Annotated in this window: 12 protein-coding genes and 2 pseudogenes; 5 read left to right on the top strand and 9 right to left on the bottom strand. The window is 41.8% G+C overall.

What is annotated here, in order from left to right; translation table 11 throughout:
• Positions 1-53: 53 nt before the first annotated feature.
• Both HWQ36_RS25210 and HWQ36_RS25205 read right to left on the bottom strand, forming a co-directional pair.
• On the bottom strand, positions 54-791 hold the full coding sequence (locus HWQ36_RS25210; protein WP_292707856.1) for a hypothetical protein: 738 nt from the start codon (positions 789-791) through the stop codon (positions 54-56).
• Positions 792-1,313: 522 nt separating this feature from the next.
• The gene (locus tag HWQ36_RS25205) at positions 1,314-1,679 is read right to left on the bottom strand and encodes a hypothetical protein (protein WP_292707853.1); all 366 of its coding nucleotides are present in this window, start codon (positions 1,677-1,679) and stop codon (positions 1,314-1,316) included.
• A 575-nt stretch (positions 1,680-2,254) separates the two neighbouring features.
• On the opposite strand from HWQ36_RS25205, the gene HWQ36_RS25200 reads away from it, so the two are divergent.
• Complete coding sequence (locus HWQ36_RS25200; RefSeq protein ID WP_292707850.1) at positions 2,255-3,586, top strand: glycosyltransferase; 1,332 nt, start codon at positions 2,255-2,257, stop codon at positions 3,584-3,586.
• Between the two features lie 507 nt (positions 3,587-4,093).
• On the opposite strand, the gene HWQ36_RS25195 is transcribed toward HWQ36_RS25200, so the two are convergent.
• The 6 genes and pseudogenes from HWQ36_RS25195 to HWQ36_RS25170 form a co-directional block, all read right to left on the bottom strand.
• The gene (locus tag HWQ36_RS25195; RefSeq protein ID WP_292707847.1) at positions 4,094-4,684 is read right to left on the bottom strand and encodes an SAM-dependent methyltransferase; all 591 of its coding nucleotides are present in this window, start codon (positions 4,682-4,684) and stop codon (positions 4,094-4,096) included.
• On the bottom strand, positions 4,681-5,430 hold the full coding sequence (locus HWQ36_RS25190; protein WP_292707845.1) for a PIG-L family deacetylase: 750 nt from the start codon (positions 5,428-5,430) through the stop codon (positions 4,681-4,683). The genes HWQ36_RS25195 and HWQ36_RS25190 overlap by 4 nt, the downstream gene beginning before the upstream one ends.
• The gene (locus tag HWQ36_RS25185; RefSeq protein ID WP_292707895.1) at positions 5,420-6,544 is read right to left on the bottom strand and encodes an acyl-CoA dehydrogenase family protein; all 1,125 of its coding nucleotides are present in this window, start codon (positions 6,542-6,544) and stop codon (positions 5,420-5,422) included. The genes HWQ36_RS25190 and HWQ36_RS25185 overlap by 11 nt, the downstream gene beginning before the upstream one ends.
• Before the next feature lie 297 nt (positions 6,545-6,841).
• A complete protein-coding gene (locus HWQ36_RS25180; RefSeq protein WP_292707842.1) occupies positions 6,842-7,321 on the bottom strand; it encodes a hypothetical protein in 480 nt (159 codons plus the stop codon).
• 15 nt (positions 7,322-7,336) lie between these two features.
• Positions 7,337-7,865, bottom strand: a pseudogene (locus HWQ36_RS25175) (AhpC/TSA family protein); the annotation flags it as partial.
• A gap of 148 nt (positions 7,866-8,013) precedes the next feature.
• Positions 8,014-8,329 (bottom strand): annotated as a pseudogene (locus tag HWQ36_RS25170) (hypothetical protein); the annotation flags it as partial.
• A gap of 377 nt (positions 8,330-8,706) precedes the next feature.
• Between HWQ36_RS25170 and HWQ36_RS25165 the strand changes: the two are divergent.
• The 3 genes from HWQ36_RS25165 (at position 8,707) to HWQ36_RS25155 (ending at position 11,721) form a co-directional block, all read left to right on the top strand.
• A complete protein-coding gene (locus HWQ36_RS25165; protein ID WP_292707840.1) occupies positions 8,707-9,396 on the top strand; it encodes a PEP-CTERM sorting domain-containing protein in 690 nt (229 codons plus the stop codon).
• Positions 9,397-9,553: 157 nt separating this feature from the next.
• Positions 9,554-10,615: a uroporphyrinogen decarboxylase gene (hemE, locus tag HWQ36_RS25160; RefSeq protein ID WP_292707839.1), complete on the top strand. Its 1,062-nt coding sequence runs from the start codon at positions 9,554-9,556 to the stop codon at positions 10,613-10,615.
• Positions 10,616-10,770: 155 nt separating this feature from the next.
• Positions 10,771-11,721, top strand: coding sequence for an NAD(P)-dependent oxidoreductase (locus HWQ36_RS25155; protein WP_292707836.1), 951 nt, complete (start codon positions 10,771-10,773; stop codon positions 11,719-11,721).
• 93 nt (positions 11,722-11,814) lie between these two features.
• Here HWQ36_RS25155 and HWQ36_RS25150 read toward each other — a convergent pair whose 3' ends face one another.
• On the bottom strand, positions 11,815-12,375 hold the full coding sequence (locus tag HWQ36_RS25150; protein ID WP_292707834.1) for a transposase: 561 nt from the start codon (positions 12,373-12,375) through the stop codon (positions 11,815-11,817).
• Between the two features lie 88 nt (positions 12,376-12,463).
• Between HWQ36_RS25150 and HWQ36_RS25145 the strand changes: the two genes are divergently transcribed.
• On the top strand, positions 12,464-12,610 hold the full coding sequence (locus HWQ36_RS25145) for a hypothetical protein (RefSeq protein ID WP_292707831.1): 147 nt from the start codon (positions 12,464-12,466) through the stop codon (positions 12,608-12,610).
• Positions 12,611-12,722: the final 112 nt, after the last annotated feature.

Genomic DNA, 12,722 nt, shown 5'->3' with positions numbered 1-12,722 from the left:
CCCTCAAACCTGGTGAATATGGTTCAATTACCCGAAAATTGCTGTAATTACGATTAAGCAGAAATTCGACTCCGGCGATGTGAATTTCTTTTCAAGGTACAAAAGCCAATTGCTGGTATTATTCCTAGAATTATTGCTGTAAATCCTTGTCCACTCCAATACAAGATGAAATTACGGCTTGCTTCTGGAATCAGATTTTGCACAATAAAAAGCAACCAAACCAAAATAGTAATTAATAAGAAAGAAATTGAGGGTAGAAAATTCCACCACCAAATACCTGCTGTATATCGCCTCAGTACCAGCCATTGGCAAAGCCCCAGCCAAACACCAGAAATTATATATGCGATCGCACATGAAAATCCGAAAATAAAAGTTTCTTCAGGTGATGATGAGGCAATGGTTGAAATGTAGTTAATCCAGGCTGTAGAAACGCCGTTAGCAATCAGCCAACCGACGCTAGTAGCAAATATCCACTGCCAACCCGATAAATATCGGTAAACGATTAGGGCTTGGTCAGCCGCGAAAATCAAGGCAAATACAACGTTACTGAGACTTCTAACTAAAATACTCCATGTTTGTGGCTGGAGAGCAACACTAGGTGAAAAGCTTTCCAGAATAATTTTCTCTAAGGCGATACTGGCAACGCCACCCACAACCCATCCGATCAGGGTCATTAAGGTAAACTGAATAAAGAACCTCTGTCGCTGCGATCGCGGAATCAAAAAGTTTCCTGGGTTAGGCTCGTTCTTAGCAGATGCAACACGATCGGGACTGTTAGAGTCAGTTTCCATAATAAATTAGGGTAGCGAGGGAATAGGGAGATTAGGAAGATTGGGGAGCAGGGGAAGAATGACTAATGCCCATTCCTCAGTTAAATATTGATTCTTGTTTTATCCTATTTCTCACTCGTCAGTCCCTATTTTCTATTATTTGCCACTCTCTGAAAGCGAGCATTTTATGTCAATAATAGCAGTGTATTCTCAATAGAACCTGAACTAATCTCATTAACTTAAGTTTGAAGAAGAATTCAGAATGGGCTAGACCCTAGCTATCCGCTAACAGAATTCAGGATGCCCAAAAACTCCACCCACAAGGGGATGGAGTTTTTTATACTGGAAGTATTGGCACTATTCAGTTAATAGACTAATACAACTAATCTATCCGCTTTTTGACGCTGATTAAAATCAACATTGATGTTACATCTCCAATTTAAAAATATGGAGTTTTGCGTTTATCGCGTAGAGTGTTTGATGGATGGGCTTCATACCTCAGCCCATCCTACCGCGCTTGAGTGCAAACGACATTAGACATCTCTATTTGCAGCTTGCGGTAAGTTCTAGATTGTAGAAAGTCCCTGGTTTGGGATTAATTGAACGCAACTCCTGGATAAAAGCATTAAATTTTGTATTGCTTGTGCCAAAGCCAGCTTCAGCACAAGCAGATAAACCTCCTTCGATGGGAATAGGAGATCCGACCCTGGGACTATATACAATGAATTTATCGACGGTGCTAGTGCCGACTGCAAACCCGATAACCTGGCGAATTGTTCGCAAAGCGGCATTATCTAAGGAACCACCAATACTACCAATACTGATATTAACCGCACGACTTTCAGCAAAGGCGGGCGCACTAATCGACAATACTGCCCCGACAATCATGAAACAGGTGAACTTCTTCATTTTCCTCTCCTCCAAAAAATTGAAAAACTAATAATTAGGTTTCGATGTGACAACTCTCACCGCTAACTGCAAGCAGTGTAGCGGGAGCATCTCAGATTTACATAAGAGACTTGCTGCTTCACGGGCTGACTACTGTCTAAGCCTTCACAGCCAGGAAAGCGAAAAAAATTAAAATATTCTCGCCTTAAAACTCTATCCCTTTATGGGTAGAGTATTCTGAATTCTGAATTCTGTATTCTGACTCCTGGTTTATTAAAAATATTATTTATTAATGCTCGTTTCTTGTTCATGTATCAACCTTGACCAATGAATTAGTTTGACTAGTGCCTTTTGTCCAAAAGCGAACGGTTAATGATTCGTCAACCAATCTTGTCGATCGGGGTGAGGAGTTAACTTTGCCCAAGGAATTTTTGCTGTCTCACCTTTAGCTTCGGTATATAACACTTCAAATCATACTGATAGTACAGCTTGTGTGCCGGAATTTTTAATCACCACTGATCATACTGTAGGTAGAGCCAAAAAAAATGAGAAAATATCCAAAATAGAGTTACAAATATTAATAATTTTGCTCGTGGATGAAATACTGTGTTGCTGCTCCTGGAGATGGAAAAATGGTTTCTATGGAAAGTAAAGGCTTGCTCTTCGTTGCTGACTTTCCATCTGTAAAGATCGAGAAAGACTTTTTTCAAAGTTTAGTCCAAATACCACCGTCACCGCATTGTGAAGTTTGTGTAATTGTTCCAGTTCGCAATGAAGCTCAGACGTTGGCGGCAACCCTTACTGCCCTGATACATCAAGTCGATCTACAAGGACAGGTTTTAGATCCCAGACGCTACGAAATAATTTTGTTGGCAAATAATTGTACTGATGATTCGGCAGCTATAGCCCGGAGTTTCGCCCAACAACATCCAGATATAGCACTGCATGTAGTTGAAAAAACTCTGCCTCCTGCCCAAGCGTATATTGGTCGAGTGCGTCAGATGTTGATGGATGAAGCATACCGCCGTTTGTGTAGCTTAGGACGCATAAGGGGGGTAATTGCTTCAACTGATGGAGACTCGCAGGTAAGCCAAAATTGGATTGCTGCTAATCTGTATGAAATTAACTCTGGTGTTGATGCTGTAGGTGGGCGAATTCTTGTTGAACGCGCTGGTCGTGCTTCACTAGACCCTTACGCCAAAGCTTGCTATCTGCGTGAAGTTGGCTACCGCTACTTAATAACCGAGTTAGAAACTTATCTCGATCCCGACCCCTATGACAGCTTTCCCCGCCACTTTCAACACTATGGAGCAAGTTTGGCAGTAACAGCAGAAATGTATGCACTGGCAGGAGGCTTACCACCAGTGCGGACTCCTGAAGATGTAGCTTTTTACCGTGCCTTGGTACGGGTAAATGCCCGTTTTCGCCATAGTCCACTAGTGCGGGTAGTAACTTCGGCAAGACAAATCGGACGTACAAATATTGGTTTAGCAAATCAGTTGAGTGAATGGATAGAAATGGGACGGCAACAGCAACCATTTTTAGTCGAGTCCGCAGCTGCTATTGAAACTCGTTTTGTTGCACGCCGCCAATTACGAGTGATGTGGTGGTATGTTCTTAATGGCTATCAGCCAGATTATAAGAGCATCGCGTCCTTGGCAGAGATGCTGAAAATTTCAGCCCAATGGCTTGTGCAAAAATTGACCCAACCTTATACCTATACCTTTGGTCAGTTGTTTGAAGAAGTTGAAGAACGCCAGCAGTCAGAAGAAACTTGGGCTTCGCATTGGAAAGTCGTTGAAATTGAACAAGCTATTGGAGATTTGCGCTTGCGTCTTGAGAGTTTACGGCTCAGTTGGAGTAAACTCCAAGGGAATTTGACTCCTAATGATTTAGAACCACTTGAAGAAGAAGTCAGAATGGGCTAAACGCCCCGCTATCGCTAACAGGAGCGGAGCCGGAGACGTTTCCGTTGCTCCGGTCAGAATCAAGACGCTTGCAGAATCGTTCATAGCGAAGCCATGCCAAAGGCTTTACGTTGCGCTATTAGTCGGGGATTCAGACCCGCAACTGATTGAAAACCACCAAATCTACGATTTGGTGGGAGTGCAAAAACGCCGATTATTTATCCGCTTTTTCGGTCAGAATTTATGCTGTTCGCAGATGCCGGAGGCTTTATTCTGTTAGCGATAGCGGGGCGTTTAGCCCGTCCTGACTCCTGAATTCTGTTCGATAAAAAGCTGTATGCTGCGGGAAGCTTACGCAACAATGAGGATAGCACGTCACCAATAGGGAAGGGTTAGCTAGTCTGCAATAGGCTGTTCGCGTTCTAGCGTCACAGCGTATTGCAAACATCGCTTTCAGGGTAGGGGGAGGGAAAATCGTAGTGAAGTACAGAAATTGGATAATTTATTTTTTGGAGTTCCCTTATTTCTTCAGACTCGCTCGAATAAATCAAGTCGATATTCTTCCTGCCGTTGACCTTTTAAATGCCGTAGTTTATTTGGGGTTAACTCAAAAAACGAGTTATGAACTTCATCCCCACTCAACGGATAATCACGTGCATAGAGTGTCCAATGAACTAGAAGTAGATGTCCTCCAGGTTTCAGGTGTTCTAAAATACACTGTTGGGATTTTTTCAGGTCTTCCCAGCTCCAGTAATAGCCAACTTCCGAGACTAGAGTCAAATCAAACATCTGATGGGGATATTGCTCTGGGACACGCATAATCTGGAACTTGACGTTGGAGAGATGCTGACAGCGCTCTTTTGCTCTATCCTGCGCCAGTTTGGACACATCAATGGAGAGTAGTGAGTCACAATGCTCTTGCAATTTTTCTGTTAAAACGCCAATAGAACCGCCAATTTCCAAGGCAGACTGATAACACTCTTTGGGTAAAGCTGCGATCGTTGCGGCATATTTGTTAGCTTCGTAAAGGCTAGTCTCAAACTTCCACGGGTCGGGATCTTCGCTGTAGAGTTTATCGAAGTAGCTGGGTGGTAAGGAGTTGGATTGTAACGGGTTCATTGGATTTCCTCTAAATAAACTTCCCAAGGACGAGTAAAGTTCGCTAACATTTCCGCACTCAGGCGAAAGCCTTCTGGGTCATCATCAATTAAGTCTGTAATTTGGGAACGATAAGCAGCGATCGCTTGCTGTTTTAACTCCACTACCGTGTTAATATTCAACCGCCAGGTTGTCACTTTTAAAGATGTTGGCAGACTCCCTCGTTGGTCTGAGTCCCAATCCCAAATAGGATATTCAATCAATCGGGGGGATAAATGCAAATCATTCAGCACTGTGTGAATTAACTTCCACGTCGCTCGGTGGTCTGCGTGAGGGTCATATCGCCACGGTAAAAAGATAATTTGTGGGGCGATTTGTGTGATGTAAGCACGACAACTAGCAACTACACTTTGATATTGTGTTGAAATTGACCCATCCTGTATTCTACAGAAGGTGACATCATTAACCTCTACACCGAGCAATTTTAATGCTGATAGCGTTTCCGTTTCCCGCAGAATTCGGAGTTTATCTGCGGGATATTTCTGGGAATGAGGGTGTGAAAGAGTACCATCACTAACGACTAAAACTTGCACATGACAATTTAAAGATCGTAACAGAGCGATCGCACCCCCACAACCTAATGTCTCATCGTCTGGATGGGGGGCGACAATTAGTGCCGGACTACAAGCAATGTCGTTAATTGAACGCCAGGGCAAAACATTAAAATTGCCTAGTGGCAATGCAATCAAGCCGAATTTATTCATCATTCCAAAGCATTGAAGCCGGATTACTTTCATGCAAGACATATTGCCCGACATTTGCTAAGGCTGCATCAAAAGCAGGTTGACGCAGATATAGAGTCAAATCTCGGATAATGCGTTCAATCGGATTTGGTGGTAGTAAACCACGAGTCCCAACAGAACGTTGACACAAATGCATTACATCAATGCAAATTTGTTCAATTGCTGTCCTCACCATGTTTGCATAGGCAACGAGTTGGTTTGCTTGTGGGTGGGGAACTGTAGGATCGCCACCAAATACTGGTGCATAGGCTGCTACCCGATCCGCAGCCCCTCGCAGCCAGAGATTACCACTTTCAATGGCGATCGCCATTCTGCCAAGCCGTTCCTGCTGATATGGATCGTTGGTATATTCCAACTTCTGGAGATACTGGCGAGTTAGGTTAAACAGTGCTTCCGCCCCACCTAGTTGCACAGCAGCAAACCGAATCACCCCAACAGACAACCAAGGCTGTCGATAGTAGTCTCCTGGCTGGCCGATTAAATAGCTCTGCTCCAAATCGACACCGTTAAAATCCACTTTGTAACTAGCAGTAGCTCGCATCCCAGAAGGTTGCCACCAAGCTGGATCGCTAACTGTTGTCACTTCGTCCATCGGCACAATGCACATTTGCCAACCGCCTTCAGGCAATATTCCATTCACGAAAGGACGTTCAACATAGCCTGCACCAGTACAAAATGTTTTAGAACCTTCCAGGCGATAACGTCCATTCTCACAAGGAATTATCTTGACACCATCAGAGGCTTCAGCATTCCAAACACCAAATATTTTATGGCGATCGCGGGCATCATGGGCGTAGTTTGTGATTTGTTCTGTAGAACCAAAGGTCTGAATCAGTTGCAGGGCGTTGATATGTCCTTCATAAATTCGCCCAACTGCCAGATTGCCATGCCCCAGATGCTTTAATAGCATTAAAAGCTCGTAGGTAACATTAGCATCAATTCCTGCACCCCATCCGCCTAATTCTTTCGCTAATGGCGCAGCCAACAACCCAGCCTTAGCAATCAGTTCAAACTCCTGCTTGGGAAAAGCACTATTGCAATCTATAGCAGTGGCATTGTTGGCACAATAATCCGCAATTTCTCTGGCGCGTCTTAGATCCAGAGCAATGTTGGAACCATGCCATTTTGGAATGACGACATTCTTTAATAATTGGATGCTAATAGCCGACTCCTTTCGTTAATATTTCTTTATATCTTGTTGATAAGTATAATAATGAAATTAAATCGGTTAATACCTCTATCTTTTGTGTGATTCTATACTGAATAAAAAGGGAGAAAATCAAAATATCTCTCAGATGATGTTTTTACAAGGACAATTGAGTATAGGCTGTGGTTGCGAGAACAAGAAACGGTTTTATGCCAAGCTATATAGTTTTTACCGTCCTGTTTCACCTATCTGATCTGCATCGTCTGCTACTCCATTGCGAAAGCGCACTTCTAAGCCGTGTTCTGGCTCCCAGTCACACTCAGCTATCAACTCAAAGGTAGCAATATCCAGGTCATACTCAACGTGGGGCGGCACATAGATATATGAGAAAGTGACCTCATCCCAGACCTGAATGGGATTAGCCAACACTGGCATTGACTCATCTCCAATCATGTCACGATATACATCATAATTTTGCAGCACCAGAGGAGCAGTGATGCATAACACATCGGGTGGTAAGGCTAGAGCTTGCCGAATAGCTTCACGCTGGAGCGATGAAAGTTCCCCAATTTGCCCTTGTTCAAAATCCACGCAAATCGGTACACAGCGATCGCCCAAAACAGCACATTGTGCTAAAGTCCAGTGGTTATCTTCGATTCTCATCTGTCCAAACTCAGCATCATAGTAACTCCTTGGGGGTTTCATCATCTTCAGGTACTACCTTTATTCATCAATTTGTTCATAGTTACATAAAAAAGATAAGAGATTACTCATATTTTCGGCAAAACCAAGAATACCGCGATGCCTGCGGCGGGCTACGCCTACGCGATGTTCGTAAATTAATTTTCCTTGAGAATCAAATAGAAAAGTTCCTCCCCGTTGTGTCAAATAAGATGAATCTGGTACATAAATATTCCAATTGCTCAAAACTTCGGTCATGTTTTGTAGGCGCAGGGTTGCTAGTTCACGCATGACGCTGAAAGCCTTTTCCGACAGCAGCTTTGAAAAACGAACCTTTTATTGGTGGTAAAGGTGTATCCCTCACAACTTCCTCATCAGCAATTAACTGAGGAGCATTATAATCACCTTTATAACCACGAAAAACTTCCTTCAGAGTTCCCGGACTAGCAATCCCAGCACACATTAGCATTAAATTAAGCCAAGCTTTTTGTGACGTTGATAGCATTGGGAATTGTATAGTTAAACCGCGATAAAGCCCTAGAAAAGCGTGAATTTCAGCACTTGCATCTACCTGACAATTCAGGTCATGTGGAAAAGCTAACGATTAACCTAACCCCCTAACCCCCTTCCCGTGTCGGGAAGGGGGAAAATTCAAAGTCTCTCTCCTAAAAGGAGAGAGAAATAGAAGAGAGGTTTTCCACATACCGTGAAAAGTCAGTTGCATCTACAAACAACCATTCTTGAGCAAATCCTGTATATTCGCAAAATTTTATCCCAGAATTGCGGTTTCCAATTCCAATAGCACGAATTGTGATTCCTCTTGCTTCGATCTCTTCAAATTCTCTTTGCAGCCACCAAGCATATTCTAAATTATCAAAATCTCTTAACTGCGACCAAATAAGTACGAGCAACTTTGAAGTATTTGAGCAACCATCTAAAACGGGTTTAATCTCTCCATCACTAAAAAAGCAAGCGTTGAGTTTGACTCAAAATCGAGTAGATATCTAGAGAATTGGCGCGTGTTTGAGTATTCATGTAAGTGAGGGTAACAGTCTTTAAATAAAATTTTAGGCTGTAATTACTGAGTATTGATCGAAAAGTTGCGATCAAGAGTAATTTAGATTTTGTTCTGCACACTACGATTGCACAAGACCCTTCACTTAATCTTTAAAGAAATTTTAGTACATATACCGTATCTTTTGCGAGTTAGAAAAATCACAATAGGAATACAAAGCATCAAAAGAAACTTACATCTTCGAGCTTATTGTACCTGACAACAGTCACATAGAAAGAAATAATACTTCTTGATTTTCTTCTAGGTTGTTGGAGTCATGAAACCAGTTTTGCATAGCTAGGTTTCAAGAAAAGTTCAGTCTTAATTATCTTTGTGTTCTTCAAGGTTTATTACTAAAATGCTGCAAAAAATCTCCTTGGCTTTACTCGGAACAACTGCTGTGGTTATTAGTGCGAATCCAGCTAGTGCCATAACTTTACAAGTCAACAGTGGCCCATTTTCTAGCTACTCTAATACCAAAACTATCACCTTTGACGATGGGACAGCAAATGATCCTAATGGATTTGTTACTTACTCTAATATTACTAGTAACATTGTTCAAGGTAGCGTATCTGGTCAATACGCCTCACCTTATGGGGATAACACTAAATTTCTAACAATTGCTCCAAAAAATAGTAATGTTGCAGGCGACAGTGGTTTTGTCAACATTAACTTCAAAGAAGCTGTTAATTACTTCGGTTTTTATGCAGGTTCATTGGATGATTACAACTTTGTTGACATTTACAAAGGTAATCAGTTATTAAAGACTTTTAGTGGTGCAGATGTGCCAACTGCTATAGCTAATGGTAGTTGGACTAGCACTCAAGCAAATATGTTTATCAATCTTGTCGCTGACACAGGAGAAACATTTGACCGAGTTGTGATGCGCTCAAATGGTGTTGCCTTTGAAACAGATAACCACGCCTATAGACTGGCCAACCAGAGCGTTCCTGAACCTAATGCGATGTTAGGTGTGTTAGCAATAGGTGCTTGTGGTATAACTTCACTCTTCAAACGCTCACAACGTAAAGTAACAGTGAAAGCATAAATTTATCAGGATACCCGTTGAAAATCCTTAAAGATGTGGATCGAGCTTATGCTTCGATCCACATCTTTTACTTTTTACAAAACTGTTGAAAAAGCGTAATCCTAGAATGATAAGCTAAACAGTGGCATAAAAATTGTGACTTAGGGTGAAGTGATAAATGGGTGTTCCTTCAACAACTCCTCATCTCTTACGGGCTGCTCGTGGTGAAGTGGTAGATCGTCCCCCTGTATGGATGATGCGACAAGCGGGACGATATATGAAAGCATATCGAGACTTAAGAGAAAAGTATCCTTCGTTTCGCGATCGCTCGGAAATTCCAGATGTAGCAATTGAAGTTTCCTTGCAACCGTGGAAAGCCTTCCAACCAGATGGAGTAATTTTATTTTCTGATATTGTCACCCCATTACCTGGTTTGGGCATTGACATGGATATTGCGGAAGGTAAAGGGCCAATCATTCACTCCCCCCTCCGCACTCAAGAACAAATTGATCGTCTGCATCCCTTAGAACCAGAAGCATCTCTACCATTTATCAAGACAATTTTACAAGCGCTGCGCTCGGAAGTAGGCGATAAATCAACGGTATTAGGCTTTGTCGGTGCGCCGTGGACGTTAGCAGCTTATGCGGTGGAAGGAAAAGGGTCTAAAACCTACTCCATCATCAAAAACATGGCATTTTCAGATCCGACGATACTGCATCAACTTTTAACTAAATTAGCAGATGCGATCGCCATCTATGCCCGCTATCAAATTGACTCTGGCGCTCAAGTTGTGCAAATGTTTGATTCTTGGGCGGGTCAATTGAGTCCCCAAGATTATGATACCTTTGCTCTCCCCTATCAGCAGCGAGTTTTCCAACAGGTTAAGCAAACCCACCCCGATACACCTTTGATTTTACTAGTTAGCGGTAGTGCGGGTGTGTTGGAAAGAATGGCACAATCTGGCGCTGATATTGTCAGTGTAGACTGGGCAGTAGATATGGCAGACGCAAGAGCAAGATTAGGTAAGCAAGTCAAAGTTCAAGGAAATCTTGACCCAGGCGTGTTATTCGGCTCTAAACAGTTTATCCGCGATCGCATTCTCGATACCGTTCGCAAAGCAGGCAATTGGGGTCACATTCTCAATCTCGGTCACGGTGTCCTCCCAGAAACTCCCGAAGAAAATGTCGCTTTCTTCTTTGAAACCGCAAAGGAACTGAATCTTGCAGGAGTTAAGAATTAGGAGTCATGCAATTTTAGATTTTAGATTTTAGATTTTAGATTTTTCCTTCAATCCAAAATTCAAAATCTAAAATTTCCAAAGTAGCTTCTGATTCGGAACTTTTAACTTTATTCTTAACTCTTTAGTTTTAACTCCTAAATTTTGATAAATCCTCTATGAGCCAGAAACGGATTTTAGTGACTGGTGCAAGCGGTTGTGTAGGTCATTATTTAACAGAAGCCTTAATTAAGGAAACAGATCACGAACTGTATCTGCTAGTTAGGAACCCAAGTAAACTGCAAGTTGACACTAACGCCCGTTCGGGTATCAACGTTTTGCAAGGTGATATGCAAAATATTCGCCAGTTTGCCGATTTGCTATCCACAATTGATACGGCGGTACTCACAGCTACAGCTTGGGGCGGTGATGAGACATTTGATATTAATGTCGTCAAGACTCTAGAGTTGCTCGAACTGCTAGATCCAGAACGTTGCCAGCAGGTAATTTATTTTTCGACAGCCAGCGTTTTAGATCGCTACAATCAACCATTAAAAGAAGCCGGGGAAATTGGGACAGATTACATCCGTTCTAAATATGAGTGCCTACATAAAAAAGAAAAATTAGCGATCGCACCCAAAATTACCACAATATTTCCCACTTTGGTATTGGGCGGTGATGCCAATAAACCCTATTCTCATCTCACATCTGGCATTCCAGAAGTTACAAAATATATTAATTTGATTCGCTTTTTGGAAGCAGATGGCAGTTTTCACTTTATCCACGGACGAGACATTGCCACTGTAGTGCGATATTTAATTGATCATCCTCCTGAAAACGATCAACCACGTCGGCTTGTTTTAGGTCAAGCACCGTTAACTGCTAATCAAGCAGTGGAAGAAGTTTGTACTTATCTGGGCAAAAAGATTTACTTTCGCATTCCCATATCTATAGCATTGGCTAATTTGATTATTGTTGTGTTCCGCATTCAGATGGCCGCTTGGGATCGGTTTTGCATGAACTATCGGCATTTTACTTATGAAAAATTCATCAATCCCGATAGTTTCGGCTTGCAAAATTACTGTGCAACTATGAATGATGTTTTAAAAATTAGTGGCGTTAAACCTTAGCCAGTAAGGGAATTTATACCTTCCTGGTTTGATAAGGCGAAAAAATAATGAGCATTAACTTACTAGTACAGCTTGGCGTAAATAAGCCAAGTATTAGATAGCTAACACTTTTCCCTCATACGTCCACTTAAAAGGTTTAGCCATTGTTTTATTAAAATAGTCGATAAATCCGAGAATTCGAGTTTTGAGGTCATCCTGGCTTTTGAAGCTAGCACGCTTAAGTAACTTACAAACTAAAATACTAAACCAAATCTCAATTTGGTTGAGCCAAGAAGAATGTTTTGGTGTGTAATGAAAGACGATTCTATGTGTTGGGTCTTTCAAAAAAGCAGTACGGGATTTCATGGATTTGAGTATACCGCTTTTTCCCTTAATACCCAGATCAATATCTAAACCTTCTTTTTCTGCAACTAAGCGAACTAGCGACTCAGACTGATGAATATTAAGACAATCCATGATTAAGTGCCATTTTTTGGCATCGGGTTCACTTTCAATAATTCTACGAATATTGACGAGAAAATCTTCTTCGGTTCTAGAATCTCCACAAGTCGGCTCAATAATCTTACCGGTAGCGACATCAAAATTAGCAATTAAACTCTGTGTACCGTGACGAACGTACTCAAACTCTCGTCTTTCAACTTTACCTGGTCGCATCGGCAAGTCTGAGCCAGATCAAGGCTTATATCTAATGTTCTAGCAATTTCACCATTATTTTTTCCGTAGGACGCTAGGAGAATTATTTTTGCACGCAGTACTATTTGTTGCGCTGTATTGTGTCGGTTTACCAACTGTTGCAGTTCTGAGCGATCGCTCTCGTTCAAATTTAATACTTTTGGAGCTAATCGTGCCACACCCTGACACCTTGCTCATCAACAAAAAGTTGTTTTAATCTAATTAATTATTCTCCCACAAAAATAGTCGGTTTATTTACGCCGCGCTGTAATAACTCGTCTTGGCGGTTCGTTTAATAAAAATTAAGTGCATTTTCATAGAGAATTAAT

It is taken from the genome of Nostoc sp. NMS2 (assembly GCF_017115105.1).
Taxonomy (GTDB): domain Bacteria; phylum Cyanobacteriota; class Cyanobacteriia; order Cyanobacteriales; family Nostocaceae; genus Nostoc.
This window is presented reverse-complemented; position numbering and strand designations above follow the sequence as displayed.

What these genes read in the sequence shown, in the direction of transcription:
- HWQ36_RS25210 (WP_292707856.1), bottom strand. Translation starts at nt 791, where the DNA reads ATGGAAACTGACTCTAACAGTCCCGATCGTGTTGCATCTGCTAAGAAC.
- HWQ36_RS25205 (WP_292707853.1), bottom strand. Translation starts at nt 1,679, where the DNA reads ATGAAGAAGTTCACCTGTTTCATGATTGTCGGGGCAGTATTGTCGATT.
- HWQ36_RS25200 (WP_292707850.1), top strand. Translation starts at nt 2,255, where the DNA reads ATGAAATACTGTGTTGCTGCTCCTGGAGATGGAAAAATGGTTTCTATG.
- HWQ36_RS25195 (WP_292707847.1), bottom strand. Translation starts at nt 4,684, where the DNA reads ATGAACCCGTTACAATCCAACTCCTTACCACCCAGCTACTTCGATAAA.
- HWQ36_RS25190 (WP_292707845.1), bottom strand. Translation starts at nt 5,430, where the DNA reads ATGATGAATAAATTCGGCTTGATTGCATTGCCACTAGGCAATTTTAAT.
- HWQ36_RS25180 (WP_292707842.1), bottom strand. Translation starts at nt 7,321, where the DNA reads ATGATGAAACCCCCAAGGAGTTACTATGATGCTGAGTTTGGACAGATG.
- HWQ36_RS25165 (WP_292707840.1), top strand. Translation starts at nt 8,707, where the DNA reads ATGCTGCAAAAAATCTCCTTGGCTTTACTCGGAACAACTGCTGTGGTT.
- hemE (WP_292707839.1), top strand. Translation starts at nt 9,554, where the DNA reads ATGGGTGTTCCTTCAACAACTCCTCATCTCTTACGGGCTGCTCGTGGT.
- HWQ36_RS25155 (WP_292707836.1), top strand. Translation starts at nt 10,771, where the DNA reads ATGAGCCAGAAACGGATTTTAGTGACTGGTGCAAGCGGTTGTGTAGGT.
- HWQ36_RS25150 (WP_292707834.1), bottom strand. Translation starts at nt 12,375, where the DNA reads ATGCGACCAGGTAAAGTTGAAAGACGAGAGTTTGAGTACGTTCGTCAC.